General features: G+C 62.4%; 14 protein-coding genes. All 14 read right to left on the reverse strand.

Translation table 11 applies throughout. The annotated features are described in order from the left end of the window. Positions 1–84: 84 nt before the first annotated feature. Entirely contained in the window at positions 85–1,104 is a 1,020-nt protein-coding gene (gene fliG, locus KUO17_RS13035; protein ID WP_217975966.1) for a flagellar motor switch protein FliG, read from the reverse strand. Further along, positions 1,097–2,875: a flagellar basal-body MS-ring/collar protein FliF gene (gene fliF / locus KUO17_RS13040; RefSeq protein WP_217975967.1), complete on the reverse strand. Its 1,779-nt coding sequence runs from the start codon at positions 2,873–2,875 to the stop codon at positions 1,097–1,099. The genes fliG and fliF overlap by 8 nt, the downstream gene beginning before the upstream one ends. Positions 2,876–2,890: 15 nt before the next feature. Next, positions 2,891–3,217 (reverse strand): flagellar hook-basal body complex protein FliE, encoded by a 327-nt coding sequence (fliE, locus tag KUO17_RS13045; RefSeq protein WP_217975968.1) that lies wholly within the window; start codon positions 3,215–3,217, stop codon positions 2,891–2,893. Positions 3,218–3,333: 116 nt separating this feature from the next. Next, complete coding sequence (locus tag KUO17_RS13050; RefSeq protein WP_217975969.1) at positions 3,334–4,719, reverse strand: sigma-54-dependent transcriptional regulator; 1,386 nt, start codon at positions 4,717–4,719, stop codon at positions 3,334–3,336. Beyond that, positions 4,716–5,924, reverse strand: a complete 1,209-nt coding sequence (locus KUO17_RS13055; protein ID WP_217975970.1) for a sensor histidine kinase — start codon at positions 5,922–5,924, stop codon at positions 4,716–4,718. Before KUO17_RS13055 ends, KUO17_RS13050 begins: the two co-directional genes overlap by 4 nt. A gap of 205 nt (positions 5,925–6,129) precedes the next feature. Continuing rightward, a complete protein-coding gene (fleQ, locus tag KUO17_RS13060) occupies positions 6,130–7,605 on the reverse strand; it encodes a transcriptional regulator FleQ (RefSeq protein WP_217975971.1) in 1,476 nt (491 codons plus the stop codon). Positions 7,606–7,775: 170 nt separating this feature from the next. Next, complete coding sequence (gene fliT / locus KUO17_RS13065) at positions 7,776–8,072, reverse strand: flagellar protein FliT (protein WP_217975972.1); 297 nt, start codon at positions 8,070–8,072, stop codon at positions 7,776–7,778. 9 nt (positions 8,073–8,081) lie between these two features. Then, a complete protein-coding gene (gene fliS, locus KUO17_RS13070; protein ID WP_217975973.1) occupies positions 8,082–8,477 on the reverse strand; it encodes a flagellar export chaperone FliS in 396 nt (131 codons plus the stop codon). 131 nt (positions 8,478–8,608) lie between these two features. Continuing rightward, positions 8,609–10,009 (reverse strand): flagellar filament capping protein FliD, encoded by a 1,401-nt coding sequence (gene fliD / locus KUO17_RS13075; protein ID WP_217975974.1) that lies wholly within the window; start codon positions 10,007–10,009, stop codon positions 8,609–8,611. Positions 10,010–10,081: 72 nt separating this feature from the next. Next, positions 10,082–10,447: a flagellar protein FlaG gene (locus KUO17_RS13080; RefSeq protein WP_217975975.1), complete on the reverse strand. Its 366-nt coding sequence runs from the start codon at positions 10,445–10,447 to the stop codon at positions 10,082–10,084. 72 nt (positions 10,448–10,519) lie between these two features. Then, complete coding sequence (locus KUO17_RS13085; protein WP_217975976.1) at positions 10,520–11,368, reverse strand: flagellin domain-containing protein; 849 nt, start codon at positions 11,366–11,368, stop codon at positions 10,520–10,522. Between the two features lie 306 nt (positions 11,369–11,674). Beyond that, positions 11,675–12,616 carry a ketoacyl-ACP synthase III gene (locus KUO17_RS13090; RefSeq protein WP_217975977.1) on the reverse strand — a complete coding sequence of 314 codons (942 nt, stop codon included), beginning with the start codon at positions 12,614–12,616 and terminating at the stop codon, positions 11,675–11,677. Positions 12,617–12,855: 239 nt separating this feature from the next. Next, on the reverse strand, positions 12,856–16,437 hold the full coding sequence (locus KUO17_RS13095; protein WP_217975978.1) for a glycosyltransferase: 3,582 nt from the start codon (positions 16,435–16,437) through the stop codon (positions 12,856–12,858). 37 nt (positions 16,438–16,474) lie between these two features. After that, entirely contained in the window at positions 16,475–17,638 is a 1,164-nt protein-coding gene (gene rffA, locus KUO17_RS13100) for a dTDP-4-amino-4,6-dideoxygalactose transaminase (RefSeq protein ID WP_217975979.1), read from the reverse strand. Position 17,639: the final 1 nt, after the last annotated feature.

Below are 17,639 nucleotides of genomic sequence, written 5' to 3' on the forward strand. Positions count from 1 at the left end.
GACAGCACGCACCGGCGGGTACCGCGTTGATGCCTTCGCCGGCAACGCCGGCTCCTGCAGCAAGCCGGGGCCGGCGATGGGGCTTTAGATCATTTCTTCGGCGCCCTTGCCGCCAAGCACGATCTCGCCGGCTTCGGCCATGCGACGGGCGATGGTGAGGATTTCCTTCTGCGCCGTTTCCACGTCGCTGACCCGGACCGGCCCCTTGGCCTCCAGATCGTCGCGCAGCAGTTCCGACGCACGCTTGGACATGTTCTTGAAGACCTTGTCCTTGACCTTCTCGTCGGCGCCCTTGAGCGACACCACCAGCACATCCGAGGACACTTCGCGCAACAGTGCCTGGATACCGCGGTCGTCGACATCGGCCAGGTTGTTGAACACGAACATGAGGTCTTCGATCTGCTCGGACAGCTCGCCGTCGACGTCGCGAATCGCGTCCATCAGCTGACCTTCGACCGAACTGTCGAGGAAGTTCATGATATCGGCCGCGCGCTTGATGCCGCCCAGGGTGGTACGCGCCGCATTGGAGTTGCCCGAGAACTGCTTCTCGAGGATCTGGTTCAGCTCCTTGAGCGCCGCCGGTTGCACGGTGTTGAGCGACGAGACGCGCAAAATGATGTCCAGACGCACCTTGTGGTCGAAGTTGCCCAGCACCTCGCCCGCCTGGTCGGGGTCCAGGTAGGCCACCACGATCGCCTGGATCTGCGGGTGCTCGTAACGGATCACATCCGCCACCGCACGCGGCTCCATCCATTTCAGGCTGTCCAGGCCGCTGGTGTTGCCCCCCAGCAGGATCCGGTCGATCAGACCGTTGGCCTTGTCCTCGCCCAGGGCTGCGGTCAGCATCTTGCGGATGTAGCCGTCGGAACCGACGCCCAGGCTGGTCTGGTCGCCGACGATCTCGACGAACTCGCTCATCACCTGCTCGACCTGTTCGCGATGGACGTTACCCACCTGCGCCATGGCCACGCCGACCCGCTGCACTTCCTTGGGGCCCATATGGCGCAGCACTTGTGCCGCGTCGGTTTCTCCCAGCGACAAGAGCAGGATGGCTGCCTTGTCGACACGGGTAAGTTTGGCGGTAAGGGCTCGATTATCACTCATCGGCGTTGATCCACTCTTTCACGACCTGGGCCACACGGCCCGGGTCTTCGGCCACCAGGCTCTTGATTGCGTTCAGCTGAGCGTCATAACCCTCGCTCGGGCTCGGCAACAGAATACTTTGCGGACCACCCAGGCTGACGCGGTCGTTGGCCAGATCGCCATCCAGACCGAGCATGCCACCCAGCTCCATGTCGCCATCGGCACCGGCGCCCTGCTTGCCGTTGCCGGTGATGTTGTTGAGTACCGGGCGCAATACGCCGAACACCAGTACCAGGATGAACACCACGCCCAGCACCTGCTTGACGATATCCCAGAACCACGGCTGCTGGTAGAACGGGATCTCGGTGAACACCTCGCCGCGGTCGGCGGCGAACGGTACGTTGATCACGCTGACACTGTCACCGCGGCTGGCATCGAAGCCCACTGCGTCCTGCACAAGGCGGGTGAAGCGAGCCAGGTCTTCTGCGCCCCACGGGGCACGGGTCGACTCACCGGTGGCCGCGTCCAGCTTGACCTGATCGTCGACCACGACCGCCACCGACAGACGGCTCAAACGGCCCTGCTGCTGACGGGTGTGGCTGATCGAGCGGTCCAGCTCGAAGTTCTTGGTCGACTGCTCGCGCTTGTCGGCCGGGTAGGGCGCCAGCATGGGCTGACCGGTGGCCGGGTCCATGATCTGCTGGCCGTTGGCATCCAGCAGAGGCTGGCCTGGCTGGATCATGCCGGCGGCGGCCTGGGCCTGACCGGTTTGCTGTGGCGCAGTGGCCGGACCGGGCGGCTGGTTGCTCAAGGCACCGGGCACGCCTTGCGGCCCAATGCTGCTGGTGCGTTGTTCGTTGACCGACTGCTCGCTGCGCAAGGCCGGCTGGTCAGGGTTGAACTGCTCGGAGGTCGACTCGACCGCGCTGAAGTCGACATCGGCCGACACTTCAGCCTTGTAGCGATCGTTGCCCAGCACCGGCAGCAGGATGTTGTGCACACGCTGGGTGAGCATGCCTTCCATGCGGCGGCTGTAGTCGAACTGCTTGCCGGCCATGCTCAGCTCGGAGTTCTCGCCCTGGTCGGACAGCAGGTTGCCCTTCTGGTCGACGACCGTGACCTGCCCCTTGTTCAGTTCCGGCACGCTGGCCGCCACAAGATTGACGATCGCCATCACCTGGCCGGGCTCGAGCGAACGGCCGGAGTACAGTTCGACCAGTACCGAGGCACTGGGCTTGCGCTCGTCACGCACGAACACCGAGCTCTTCGGGATCGCCAGGTGCACACGGGCACCCTTGACGTTGTTGAGGCTGGAGATGGTGCGTGCCAGTTCGCCTTCCAGGCCGCGACGATAGCGCGTCGCCTCCATGAACTGGCTGGTACCCAGGCCCTGCTCCTTGTCGAGAATCTCGAAGCCGACATTGCCGTCACCCGGCGCCACACCGGCGGCGGCGAGTTTCAGGCGGGCTCGGGACAGGTCTTCGGACTTGACCAGCAAGGCACCGGAATTGGGCTCGACGTTGTACGGGATATCGGCAGCGGCCAGGGTATCCATGACCTGCTTGGTGTCCATGCCCGCGAGGCTCGCGTACAGCGGACGGTAATCAGGCTGCTGTGACCAGAGCACCACGGCAAAGCCGATCGCCACGCTCGCCGCCAACCCGACCAGCAGGCCGACCTGACGCAGCATGGGCATCTGTGAAATGTTTTCCAGAAAGGACATGCCGAACAGCGGCGGCTTGGGGGCCGGGCTACCTTTGGCGGGCACGTTATCGACGACTGCTTCGGCCATGACTCAATCTCGCCCTTATACCGGCATCTGCATGATGTCTTGATACGCCTGAACCAGTTTGTTACGCACCTGGGTCAAGGCCTGGAACGACACACTGGCCTTCTGCGAGGCGATCATCACGTCGGTAAGGTCGACGCCGCTCTTGCCGATCTCGAAGGCATTGGCCAACTGATTCGACGCCTGCTGGGTATCGCTGACCTTGTTGATGGCCTGGCCAAGCATGTCGGCAAAACCACTCTGGCCAAGCTCTGGCGCAGGGGCAGCCTTCGACATCGACATGGCGTCCATCTGCATGGCCCGCATGTCCAACATCAATCGATTAAATTCAACACCTTGGCTCATGGACTCTCTCTCCGGCGACCCGCATTTTTTTGACACTACGCAGCGGACACGCAGAACTTAGCAACAAGAGTGCCAGCTCTACCCTATTGTCCAACAAAAAACCCAACAGCGGTCGTTCAAAGACCACTGGCGTAAAGACTCGCCTCGACGTCCAGCCCCGCATCGCGCATCTGCGCCAACTTGTAGCGCAAGGTGCGTGGGCTGATGCCCAGGCGCTCGGCAGCTTCCTTGCGCCGGCCACGCTCGGCGCGCAGGGTGTCGATGATCATCTGGAACTCGTGACGGCGCAGGTCATCACCCAGGCCGGCAGGCTCGGCCGCCTCGACCCCGGGCGCCACCGGCTCGACGAGGCTCGACGCCAGCAGGGGCAGCACCCCGGCAAGGCAGAAATCCGCCGCCTCGATCACTCCACCCTGCTGCAGGATCAACGCACGCTGGATGGCATTGTCCAGCTCGCGCACATTGCCAGGCCAGGGGTACTCGGTCAGGCACGCCTGCGCCTGCACCGACAGCCGCACCGGCGCATGCTTCATTTTATTGACGTGGCGCGCCAGCAAGCGCTCGGCCAGCGGCAGAATATCGGCGCTGCGCTCGCGCAACGGACGCCAGGCCAACGGAAATACCGACAACCGATAGAACAGGTCCTCGCGAAAACGCCCCGCCGCCACTTCGCCCGCAAGGTCGCGGTTGGTGGTGGCGACCACGCGGATGTCCAGGGCGATCGGCTTGCGCCCGCCCACACGCTCCACCTCCCGTTCCTGCAACACGCGCAGCAGCTTGGCCTGCAACCCAAGGGGCATCTCGGAAATCTCGTCGAGCAACAGCGTGCCGCCGTCGGCCTGCTCGAACTTGCCGGCCTGCGCGGCAATCGCACCGGTGAAGGAGCCCTTCTCATGCCCGAACAGCGTGGCCTCGAGCATGTTGTCGGGGATCGCCGCACAGTTGATCGCCACAAATGGCTGGCTGGCACGCAGGGACTGCTGGTGAATGTAGCGTGCCAACACCTCCTTGCCGGTGCCCGACTCGCCGGAGATCAGCACCGTGGAATCGCTGCGCGCCACCCGTGCGGCCAGTTCGAGCAACTGCGCACTGGCAGGCTCGCGCGCCACCGGGCCGTCGGCATCGGCACCACTGGCCACCCCCAGCGCATGGCGCGCCACCAGGTCCAGCAGCGCACGCGGCTCGAACGGCTTGACCAGGTAGTCCGCCGCCCCCTGGCGCATCGCATCCACGGCCCGCTCCACCGCCGCATGTGCAGTCATCAGCAGCACGGGCAACTGCGGCTGGCGCGCGCGCAGCGCCGCCAGCAACTGGTGGCCATCCATGCCTGGCATGTTCACATCACTGACCACCAGGCTGAAACCCTGGCGCCCAGCGGCGTCGAGCGCCTCCTCGGCCGAGCCCACCGCCTGGTAGGCGAAACCGCCCAGCTCGAGCGTGTCAGCCAGCGCCTGACGCAATACACGGTCATCCTCGACCAGCAGGACCTTGATCGCACTCATGAGCGGGCCTGCGCCTGCGCACCGATCAGCGGCAGCGTCACCACCGCGCACGTGCCGCGCCCCACACGCGAGTACAGTTGCACGGCGCCTTGATGCGCACGCGCAACCGCCATCACCACGGCCAGGCCCAGCCCGGTACCAGTGGCCTTGGTGGTCAGGAACGGCTCACCCAGGCGGGCCAGCAACGCAGGCTCGATACCCGGCCCGGCATCACTGATGCACAGGCGCAGGTTCTGCTCGCGTCGATACAGGTGCACCTTGAGGCGCGCAGCATCGGGCGAGGCCTGCAGGGCGTTTTCGATCAGATTGAGCAGCGCCCCCACCAGCGTGTCGCGATTGCACAGCAACTCGCCCAGGTGGCTGTCACACTGCCAACGCACCGAATGCCCTTGCACCTGCACCTGCGCGGCCTGCTGCAGGGCCTGGAACAGCGCCTTGGGCGTGATGCGATCGGTCAATGGCAACTCGCCACGGGCAAATACCAGCATGTCGCGCACCTGGTGCTCCAGCTCATGCAGACGCTCCTTGAGGCTGCCGGCAAAGCGTTGCTGCGTTTCCAGCGGCAAGCTCTGCTCGGCCAAGTGACTGGCGTACAGCAATGCCGCCGACAAGGGCGTGCGGATCTGATGCGCAAGGGACGCAACCATGCGCCCCAAGGTCGACAGACGCTCGTGACGAGCCAGTTGGCTTTGCAGGTGACGGGTTTCGGTGAGGTCGGTCAACAGCACCAACTGACCAGGCTCGGCATCCAGCGAGCGCGTGGCGATCGACAGCCGGCGACCATCACGCAACGACACTTCATGCCCATCGTCTTCGCGCGGTGCGAAGCTGCGGGCGATGACCTGACGCCACAGCTCGCCCACCAGCGGTGCGCCGAGCAGCTCGCAAGCTGCCGGATTGGCCTCGCGCACCTTACCCTGACCATCGATCACGATCACACCGCCCGGCAACAGCGTCAGCAGGTTCTGCAAGCGGTTGGCCAGGCGCTCCTTCTCGGCCAACTCCGCCATGCGCTGGGCACTGACCACCGCCAATTCGCCTTTGAGCTCGGTGACTCGGGCCTCGAGCAGGTTGTAGGACTGACTGAGTTGAGTCGATACCTGGTCGAACAGGGCAAACGCCTGCTCCAGGCCCTGCCGACCTTGCAGTTCGGCGGCATCGGAGCGCTGAGGCTCGGTAGCAGGAATGTGGGCGGCGTGGGGCATGGTGCTCTCTCGCGTGGCTCACCGTCATAAAACGGTATGTTGCCAGCGATATAGCAATAGACGTGCCGAATACTGTCGAGAGGAGGTCGGCCTGGCCGCGAGACCCGCAGCAAAGCCAGCCAGGGCAGGCGTTACAGCCCTGCAAAAAACAAGGGTATAGAGCCTCAGCGGGCCTCGACCGAGGACCCACTGCCAGGAGCAGGCGTCAATCCTCCGCCTGTTCGTCTCCGTCGCGACGACTCATGCCGTACTTGCGCATTTTTTCCACCAGCGTGGTGCGACGAATGCGCAGGCGCTCGGCGGCCCGCGCCACGATACCGTTGGCATCATCCAGCGCCTGCTGGATAAGGCCCTGTTCCAGGTTGCCCAGGTAGTCCTTGAGGTCCAGACCTTCCGGGGGCAGCATCGCATGGTTGCTGAAGGTGGGCGTGTGGCCGTTGATCGCCACGCGCTCTTCAAGATCAGAGCGCAGGCTGTCGACCAGTTGCTCGTCTTCGTCGTCCACGTAGCGGAATTTCTTCGGCAACTCGGAGACGCCGATCACGCCATAGGGGTGCATGATCGCCATGCGCTCCACCAGGTTGGCCAGCTCACGCACGTTGCCCGGCCAGCCATGCCGGCACAGCGACATGATTGCCGCCGAATTGAAGCGAATCGAACCGCGTTTCTCGTGCTCCATGCGCGAGATAAGCTCGTTCATCAGCAGCGGGATATCCTCGACGCGCTCGCGCAGCGGGGCCATCTCGATGGGGAATACGTTAAGGCGGTAATACAGGTCTTCGCGGAAAGTACCCACCTCGATCATGCTTTCAAGGTTCTTGTGGGTCGCTGCGATGATGCGCACATCGATGCTCTGGGTCTTGTTGCTGCCCACGCGCTCGAAGGTGCGTTCCTGCAGCACACGCAGCAGCTTGACCTGCATCGGCAGCGGCATGTCGCCGATCTCGTCGAGGAACAGCGTGCCGCCATTGGCCAGTTCGAAGCGCCCGGCCCGGCTGGTGATGGCGCCGGTAAAGGCGCCCTTCTCGTGGCCGAACAGCTCGCTCTCGAGCAACTCGGCAGGGATCGCACCGCAGTTGACCGGCACGAACGGCGCCTCGCGGCGCTTGGAATGGTAATGCAGGTTGCGCGCGACCACTTCCTTGCCCGTGCCAGATTCACCCAGGATCAGCACGCTGGCATCGGTATCGGCAACCTGCTGCATCATCTGACGCACATGCTGGATGGCACGGCTGGTGCCGACCAGGCTGCGGAACAGGTTGGGCTCGCGCTGGCGGCCACGTTCACGCGCTTGGTCGTACATCTCGCGGTACACCTGGGCACGGTGCAGCGAGTCGAGCAACTTGCTGTAGCTGGGCGGCATTTCCAGGTTGGAAAGCACACGACGACGCAAGTCGTCCGGCAGCTCGACGGAAGAAATTTCACCCAAAAGCAACACGGGAAGGAACTCATCCCAGGTAGCCACGGTCTTAAGCAAGCTCAACAGACTTGCCGGAGCATTCACAGTCCCGATCAGGACACAGAGCACTTCACGACTGGATGACAACGACTGCACCACCTGCTGCCAATCATGGCTCGAGCAGGGCAGATTTTCTTCGCCAAGAAAATTCAACACCACCGCCAGGTCACGGCGGCGAGCGTTATCGTCATCGATCAGGAGAATTTTGGTTTCACGCCACATGCAATAGCAACTTCCCTAGTCAACTCGACACCCTTCAAGGGCATGCTCGACATCATTCCGACTGAACGGTCAGTGTTCGGACGTCTGAAATTAGAATACAGCCACTAGTTAAGTCAAAAAACCGCACACAGTCAAATTTATGGCGCATTGCTTTTTCCAACCGTCCAGCGTCAGCTGAACAGATGGTATACCTTTGCGGCGTTCTTCGCTTGGCGGATCTGTGTCATCTCGTCGACTATTGTTTGACGTTCACCACTTGCAACATCAATGAGTTGGCGATAAACGTCAAGCAATTCTTCCAGACTGCTACGCACACCCTGCTCGTTGGCCGATGCCTCGGCCAGTACGTCCTCGACGCAAACACGGCAGCTCAGGTCCAGCTCGGTGATGGCCTCCCAGTCGCGACTGGCCAGCGCCCCGAGCAGGGCATCACGGGTTTGTTCGATACGTTCGAGCACGGCACTCATGGTGTTCTCCTAGGCGTCGGCAGCTTGATCGCCGATCGCATCCCAGCCTTCCTTCACGGTGATCAGCAGGCGCGCGACCTCGTTGAGGATCTCGGGATCGTTTTTCACGTTGGCTTCGACCAGTCGCTTGCTCATGTAGGCGTAGAGCGCGTCGATGTCGGCCAGCGCCTCGGCCTGGTTGTCCAGGTCCAGACCTTCGCGCAGACCGCCGACGATGCCGATGGCCTTGCCGATCAGAATGCCTTTCTGGGCAATGTCATTGCGCGCAATTGCGCCCTTGGCCTGTGCAATACGGTCCAGGCCACCCTGCATCAGCATCTGTACCAGACGGTGCGGGCTGGCCTCGGAGGTCTGGGCCACGCCGTTGACTTTCTGGTATTGCCGAAGGGCCAACATAGGATTCATGTTCTACCTCGTAACAACGAAAAGGTTCATATACCGCCTGTATCGCCTGCGCGTCAAAAAACTTTAGCGTTCAAAGCGAAAAGCCCGGAGACCCTCTAGGGGTACTGCCGGGCTTCTGGCGACTCGGTCGATCAGGAGTTCTTCTGCTGCGCCTCGATGGAGGCAAACATCGAGTTGATGTTCTTGCGCTGCGCCTCAAGCTTGCCGACCAGGGTGTCCATGGCCACGTAGCGCTTGGTCAGGGACTCGGTCAGCGAGTCGATGCGACGGTCCAGCGCCAGCTTCTGGTTGGCAAGATCGGCTTGCAGTTTGTCCAGGCCATTCTTGCGCGAATCGAGAATGCCGCCGGTCTGCAGATAGGGTTCGATCGCCTTGTTCATGCGCTCGAACACACCATTGGTGCCCGTGAACAGCTGCTGGACGTCGGCACCGAGCTTCTTGTCCTTCATCGCAGCATCGTACTTGGTACTGTTGAACTCGAGCGTACCGTCCTTCTGGGTGTTGATGCCCAACTGACTCAAGGTGGTCAGGCGATCACCATCACTCTCGGTCGCCAATTGCTTGCGCAGATCGGCTAGCAGAGAGCGCGTGGTAGGGTCGTTGGTCAACGAGCCGAGCACGGTGTTGCCTTCCTCATCCTTGCTCACGGCGGTAAGGGCGTTGGCCGCCTTTACCAGCGTGTTGTAGGCATCGACATAGGCCTGGACCGATTTTTTCAGGCCCTCGGTGTTTTCGCCCACGGTCACGGTAACGGTCTTGCCTGACTCTGTCTTCTGCAACAAGTCCAGAGTCATGCCACTGATGGCATTACTGACGGTGTTTGTCTTGCTCGTGACCTTCAGGCCATCGATTTCAATGACGGCATTCTGGGCCTGCTTGTCGATATACCCGGCACCGTTGCCAGCCATCTGCACGCCAGCAGGGATCTTGAGCTCGTCGATACCATCGACAGAGATGTCCGTTCCCTCGCCCGTCATGGTCGAACTGAATACCAGTCGCGACCCATCCGCACCATTGACAAGGTTGGCACTGATGCCTTTCTCGGCCAGCGACGTATTGATGGTGTCACGCACGGATTGCAAGGTCGCACCTGCGCCGATCTTCACGGTATGGGTGATACCGTCCTGAGTGATGAGCAGATCACCCTCGGGAATAGGCGTGGTGGCGCCGGTATCGAAGTTCTGGCTGGCCACCTTGGACGAGGTGGCCAGCTCACCGATGCGAATCGAATACGAGCCCGGTACCGCGGTGTTGTTCGAGGTTGCCTTGAGCGTAGTGTCACTGCTGGACGTCGCCGTGTAGGCGCTGAAGGCGGGCGCGGTGGAGTCATTGAGCTTTTTCATCGCCGCCTGGTACACAGACAGCGCACTCTTGAGCGACGCAACACCAGAAAGCATGGCCGTATTGTTGGCGGTCTGGCGCTTGATCTGGTTGGACTTGGCATCGGTTTCACCCGCCACCAGCGTTTTCACGATAGCGTTGATATCGACGCCAGAACCCAGACCGGTGCCCGGTAAAATTGTACTCGCCATTGCTCTTCCCTCTTGGTTGCGCGCCGCCCGTAGCCGGTGAAGACTAGCGAACTCGCTGCTCGCCCGCCACTGTCAGACCTTGGCGTCGAACAGCAGGCTGTTTACATCGCTGAGACTGTGAGCGATCTTCAACGCCTCTTCCGAAGGAAGTTGGCGGATCAGCTCACCGGTTTCACTGGCGATGACTTTAACTACAATTCGGCCGGATTCTTCATCCGTGGAAAATTCGAGATTGCGACGCGACGAGGCGAGAAACTTCTCGATGTCCTTGAGCGCGTTCTTTACTTTCTCAGCTTCGGACAGGCCGCTGTCGGCACGCTCCTTGGCTGGCGTGGTGGCTTCGACGGCCTCTACGGGCTTGACCGCAGGGCGCTCGGTGGGTTGCTCTACCGGCTTTGCAGCCTGGTAGGACAGGTTCAGCTTGACACTCATATCCATGCCAACCACCTCTCAATGAAAAAGGCGGAGGAGCGCCACTGGTGCACTCCCCCGCCGATTACCGTCAGACGATTACTGAAGCAGCTTCAGTACGGCCGATGGCAGTTGGTTGGCCTGGGCCAGAACCGAAGTCGACGCTTGTTGCAGAGTCTGCTGCTTGGTCAGCTGGGCAGTTTCAGCAGCGAAGTCGGTATCTTGTACACGGCTACGCGCAGCGTCGGCGTTTTCGTTGATGTTTTGCAGGTTGTTGATGGTGCTGGTCAGACGGTTCTGCACGGCACCCAGGTCGGCACGAGCGGTACCGATGGTAGCGATGGCGGTGTCCAGAGCGTCCATGGCGGCCGAGAAGTTGGTCTCGGCAGTGGCGCTGTCGCTACCGGCAATGGTGATTGCGGTAGTGAGGCCCAGGTCGCTGGCCAGGAATTTGCCGGTCAGGTCGATGCTGACCTGGTTTTCGCCGCCAGTGTTGGAGCCAACCTGGAAGGTCATGGTGCTAGCCGAACCGTCCAGCAGGTTCTTGCCGTTCAGTTGGGTGGACTGAGCGATACGGGTCAGCTCAGCAGACATCTGATTGAACTCTTTGTTCAACGAGTCACGGTTGGTCTCGTCGTTCGAGTCGTTACGCGATTGCAGAGCCAGTTCACGCATACGTTGCAGGATGTTGACCTGCTCTTGCATCGCGCCTTCAGCGGTCTGGGCGATCGAGATACCGTCGTTGGCGTTTTTGATAGCCATGGTCTGACCGCGGATTTGCGAGGTCATACGGGTAGCGATCTGCAGGCCGGCGGCGTCGTCTTTGGCGCTGTTGATTTTCAGGCCGGAGGACAGACGAGTCATCGAGGTGCTCAGAGCGTCGGAAGCGCGGTTCAGGTTTTTCTGAACGTTCAGCGAAGTGACGTTGGTGTTTACGGTTAATGCCATGACGAATTCCTCGTTTGTGGGTATTGCGGCTTCCGGCCCTGGCAACCGCCGGGTGTGGCCTAGAGAACCTTCGTAATGGTTATCGTCGTCGGTGCAAGTTGCTTTAGGGCTTTTTTGGAATTTTTTTAATGGCACCCTGCCACCCCAATGAAATCAAGGGTTTGACGCCAGGTTTCTGACCCCTGTGGTGGGCGCTGGATAGCGCTGACACCTTCGCCAGCAAGGCTGGCGCCTACAGATCACCGATGTGCCAGGCAAAAAAAAACGCCGCCTTTTCAGGCAGCGTCTTCTGTACGGCAGGCCAGGTCAGTCCTGACGCTCGATGATCGCCGAGCCCCACGACAGCCCCACACCGAAACCACTCAGCGCCACACGCTTGTGGCTGGAGCCGAGCACGTGCCTTTCAAGCAGCAACGGAATGCTCGAGGACACCGTATTGCCCGTCTCGACCATGTCCTTGACGAACTTCTCGGCCGTCTCGGACTTGTCTTCCTCGAACCGCCGTGCCACCGCATCGACGATCGCCGCGCTGCCCTGGTGAATGCAGAACAGGTCGATGTCGTCCGCGCCCAGTCTGCTCGCCTCAAGCAGTTGACGCAGGTGCGCCGGCACCTTGAGCAACGCGAAGTTGAACACCTGGCGGCCGTTCATGAAGAACACCCCGTCGCTCACCTTCAAGTGCTCCGCGCCACCACCGTCGGTGCCGAAACTGGATTTACCGAGTTGCCAGGCTGCCCCCTCGCCCATCCAGGTGGCCGTCGCGGCGTCACCGAACAGCATGGTGGTATTGCGGTCTTCGGGATCGACGATCTTCGAATAGGGGTCGGCGGTGATCAGCAGGCCGTTTTTCAACCCCGCCGCCTCCATGAAGCCTTTCATGGCATAGATGCCATAGACGTAGCCGGAGCAGCCCAGCGAGATATCGAACGCCGCCACGTGGGTGGGCAGGCCCAGTTTGTGCTGCACGATCGCTGCGGTATGCGGCAGGCCTTCGGCATCGCCGTTCTGGGTGACGACGATCAACGCATCGATCGATTCGAGGGACAACGAAGGATTGGCAGCAAACAGGGCCTTGGCGGCCTCTACACACAAGTCCGAGGTTTCCTGGCCTGCATCCTTGCGCGGCAGAAAGGTCGAGCCGATCTTGCCCAGAATGAAATCCTGATCCTTGCCGAATTTCGCACCCTGGGCGTAGTTGTTCAAACCCTCGACAGGTACGTAACTCGCGATACTTTTGATGCCAATCATTGTGGCTTCCCGATAGATATGCGGATTTTCACGGGCACTCACCCCCTTGCAGGCAAGGGATCTCACGCAGCGCCGCTTCTGGCCACCTGCACCGCCCGCTGATTCATTAGCTTAGAGATGCACGTTTCGACTGCCAAGTCACGGCATTGTACGCGAAGCCGAGCGATGCTTGTGCACAGCACCTCACAGTCAGCGGCAGAACGGCCAGGCCGGGAGTACCCGGCCGCCCTGCCCCTCACTCAGCGCGCCAGCCAGGCCTTGTGCCACAGCGCCAGGCGCTCACCCTCCAGCAACCAGTCGCGGCGCACGCTGGTTTGCAACAGTTCACCCAGGCTGCCCGAGGCCTGCGCATCACCCAGGTGCATGCGGATCGCCGCTACCCAGTCGGCCGTGGTGTTTGCCACGCGGGTCAGCGCCAGCACATCGACGCCGGCAAAGCCGGCCACCTTGCTGCAAATCACCGGATAGCCGCAGGCCGCATACTCCAGCAGGCGCACGCTGCCCGAGCACGCATTGACCAGGCTCTCGACCATGGGCGCCAGTGCCAGGTCCAGGTTCAAAGCCGCCAGCGCCGAAGCATGGCGCTCCGGCGCCACGCTGGCATGGCGCTGCGTCACATACGGCCAGAGCGCTTGCGGACAGTCCCCCAGCACCACCCACTCCACCTCGTTGGCCAGCAGCGGAACGACCTCAAGCAGCAAGTCCGCATCCACCGGCCCCGCCCACCCCACTCTCGGTTTTGCCCCCATCTGGCGCGTGCCTTGCACATTGCGCCAGGCTTCAGCCGGCAGACCGCTCTCGAGCACCTGGATATCCTCATGCTGGCCCGCCAGCACTTCAGCCAGCGCCGAGGTGGGCACAAGCACCCGATCGACCTGAATCAAACCCTGATGCAGGCGCGCAATGATCTCGTCGCTGCCGTAATGCCCCTGGACACCTGGCATCCGTGGCAGGTAGCCGTCCAGGTCATAGACCTTGAACGCCTGCGAAAACGCGCGCATTCGGCGCATGCCTTGAAGCTGCGCGTCATCGAGCGGACGCTGCAGCAGGACCGTATCAGGTGCGTAGCGCTGCGTCTCTACCACCGACATCAGGTTCGGCGTAACCAGCCCTTCGACCAGGCCGGCTTCGCGCAAGGCCTTGAACGGCTGGATCACACGGGTATGACCGGCATCCCGCTGGTCGGCCGGGTAGGCCAGCACCCTGTGCAGCGGATGCCAGCTTTGCAACGGGTTCCAGACCACGGCATTGCTCGCCTTGGCAAAGCCGCCCGGCACCTGCAACGACAGGTTGGCGTTGTATGAAGGATCGCGGGCCAGCTTCGGCAGCCAGCGCGCATACAGCGCGTCTTCTTCCTGGGCCGTCACTGGCGCCAGTTCAGGCGCATCCTTGAGCAGTTGCACGTGCGGCGTCCACACGTTCAGGTAACCGGCCTCGTGCAACCTCAGGCACAGATCGACATCGACCCAGCGCGCCAGCAACGGGTCTTCGGCAAAGCCACCGGCTTCCAGAAACAGCGCCCGGCGCAGCATCAGGCATTCACCGCTGAGCGCTGCGTAGTTCTGATCGACCTGCAACCGTCCAAGGTAGCCCGCCTCACGGTGATCGAGCCCTTCGAACGCACGCCCTACCAGGCCGCCCAGGCCGAGCACCAGGCCGGCGTGGCGGATCTTGCCCTCGGCCGTCAGCAGTTTGGCCCCCACCGCCCCCACTTCGGGACGCTGCGCGTGGTTGAGCAGTTGCTGCAACCAGCCCGCCGCAAGCACACCTGCGGTTGCATCCAGCCACAGCACGAACTCGCCACGGGCCTGCTGCACGGCATGGTTGCACAGTGCAACGCGCGACTGGCCGGGCGCGTAACGCAGCACCTGCAACTGGTCCCCGCCGATCTGCTCGACACCCGCCAGCCACTCGCGTACGGCTTCATCCTGCGTGGCCGGGTCGAGCAACAGTACCTCATAGCCGCCGGCCAGGTCGGTGTTCTGCAGCACGCTGTCGACACAGCGCTGGAACTGCCCGAGGCTGCCTTCCAGGGGGATCAGGATGCTGACCGACGGCGCATTGGCATGGCCATAGTCCACGCGATAGCTCCCAGGCAGCGCGGCCTGCGGCAGCATCTGTGCCTGGGCATAGCCACGAGCCTGCAAGTGGCCCTTGATGACCGCACGCTCATCGGCGCACTCGCTCAGGCGCAGGCTGTCGCCGATCAACAGCGGCTCACTGACATGCCCGACGCAGCCAAGCCCCTGCTGCTCGATCAGGCGCAGCTGGTACTCGAGCTCGAAGGCACTGCCGCCAGCAGCGTCGAAGCCGCCCATCTGCTGCAGGGCCTGACGATTGAACAACCAGTGGCGCGACAGGCCGGCAGGGAAGCTGACCAGCAGGTCGAGGTTCAAGTCCGGACGCAATGCCACGTCGATGCCGCCATTGCCCATGCGCATCGCTTCATCGGCATACACCGCCAGGTACCCCGGCGGCGCGGCCAGCAGCTCCAATGCCGCCACCATCAGGCCGCTGGCAGTGAATTCCACGCCAGCCTGCACGATCACCCACCAGTCGCACTGGCCGTCGCCGAGCAGGTCATTGAGCACCTGCGTGCGTTGCGACGCCGTGCACGGTACATGCTGCACGCGCGGCTCGTTCAAGGTGGCGGGAAGCGGCTCGGTACCCAGCACGCGAACCTGTACACGCGAATACAGGCAGCGCTCCTGCCCCAGGCTTTGCAGGGTAGTGGCCAGCAACTGGCGATCGCCCCCTTCCTCGAGCACCAGCACGCCGAAAATCGGGGCCTGCGGGCTGCTCAGGCGCTCGCGGATGAGTTGCAGTTGAGGGGCGTCAGGGTAGCGCTCGCGCAGCCAGGACAGCACGCCGAGCTTCGCGTCAGCCGCCTCCTGCGCGGCAGCGGCCTGGGTCTTGGCGATGAAGGTGTCCAACTGGTCCCAGAACGACAGGGTGGCCACCACGTAGCGCTCGCGCATTCCTTCCAGCCCGGCCTTCGCGCTGGCAATTGCATCCGGCTGGTCGAACAGCGCAAACCCCGCACTGCCCATGAAACTGGTTTCAAGAAACGGCTGGTCGACCGCCGCCCCCGGCATGAAGACCACCGGGCAGCCGCAGAGTACCGCCATCACGCAGGTCATCGACCATTCATAGGTGTACATCACCTCGGCCGAGCGCAGCACCTGCGCCAGTGCATCCAACGCCAGTGCATCGGCTACGCGCAGCAGGCGCACATCGTCAGGCAGCAGCCTGTAGTCGATGTGCTCCAGCGGGTAGCGGTTCTGGTACAGGTAGCTGCCATGCCTGGCCGCACCCGGCGCTGGCGGCTGGAACAGGTCGATGTCGATCACCGGCAGGCGCAGCAGGTCCGGGTTGGCATGACCGCGCTTTTCGGCCAGAGACGGGCCGTAGTAGAACAGCAGGTCACTGGGTGCCGCCTCCATCGACTTGCCGTTCAGAAAGCCCTCGAAGTTGAGCAGAAAGCGCGAGACCACCTTGCGCCCCAACGGGTTGCCGATCACCACTTCCGGGTACACCGCAATCGCCACCTTGCCTTGCTGCTGGTGGCGTTTTTCGGTGGCTTCGTCGAGCAACGGGGTCTTCAGGTTCGGGTTGAGCACCTTGGCGCCGCACAGGTACGCCTCGCGCCCGCTCAGGTTGAGCAGGTGACACAGGTAATGCAGCGACACGATGCCCGACGAGGTCTCGCGGTAGTCAGGGGCCAGAATGTAATAAGGGTGTTCCGGCTTGGTAAACATCAGGTTGTGGCGAAACATCGCCCGTTCAAGCACCTGCGCGTCGACCTGCGAGGCGTTCGACATGCTAAGACTCCAGACTCAAATTAGTGGCAGTGACGGCTCAGCCGATGGCGCTCGGGCGCTCGGCCTGGAAAAAACGTGCAATACACGCACTCACATGCGCGACCTGGCGGCTGCGCATGTCGGAAAACAACGGCAGGCGCAGCAAGCGCTGCGCCACGTCCACCGTGATCGGCAGCTCACCACTGCTGCGCGAGTAGCGCAGGCCCGCCGGCGAATCGTGCAGCGGCACGTAGTGGAACACGGCATGTACGCCGTGCTCGCGCAGGAAGTTGATCAACGCCGTGCGCTGTTCGGCACTGCGCATCATCAGGTAGAAGATATGCGCGTTGGCCGGCTTGTCGTCGGGGGTGCGCGGTAGCTGGAACAGGCCATCGGCGGCCAGCGGGCGCAGCAGATTGAAGTATTTTTCGTACAGGGTTCGGCGGTGCTTGTTGATGCGCTCGCCGTGCTCCAGCTGCGCATACAGGAACGCAGCGGTCAGTTCGCTGGGCAGGAACGAGGAACCGACATCCACCCAGGTGTACTTGCTCACCTCGCCACGGGCGAACGCCTTGCGGTTGGTGCCCTTCTGCCAGATGATCTCGGCGCGCTCGATCAGCCGCGGGTCGTTGATCAGCAACGCCCCGCCCTCACCACTGATGACATTCTTGGTTTCGTGAAAACTCAGGCAGCCCATGTGGCCGATGGTGCCCAGCGCACGTTTTTTATCGCGTGCCAGGATCGCCTGCGCGGCATCCTCGATCAGGAACAACCCATGCTTGTCGCAGATGCGCGCCAACGCCTCCATGTCACACGGCTGGCCGGCGTAATGCACGGCCACCACTGCCTTGGTCTTCGGCGTGATGGCGGCCTCGACCAGCCGCTCGTCCAGATTCAGCGTGTCATCGCGGATATCCACGAACACCGGCACCGCGCCCCGCAGCACAAACGCATTGGCGGTGGAGACGAAGGTGAACGAGGGCATGATGACCTCATCCCCCGGCCCGACATCGGCCAGGATCGCGGCCATTTCCAGCGCGGCCGTACACGAATGTGTGAGCAGCGCCTTGTCACACCCCAGGTTGCTTTCCAGCCACCCCTGGCACAATGCGGTGAACTGGCCGTCCCCGGCAATCGAGCCGTTCATCACCGCCTGGGCGATATAGAACAGCTCCTTGCCGACCACGAACGGCTTGTTGAACGGGATAGCCTGCTTGCTCACG

The organism is Pseudomonas aegrilactucae (genome assembly GCF_019168305.1).
GTDB classification, from domain to species: Bacteria; Pseudomonadota; Gammaproteobacteria; order Pseudomonadales; family Pseudomonadaceae; genus Aquipseudomonas; species Aquipseudomonas aegrilactucae.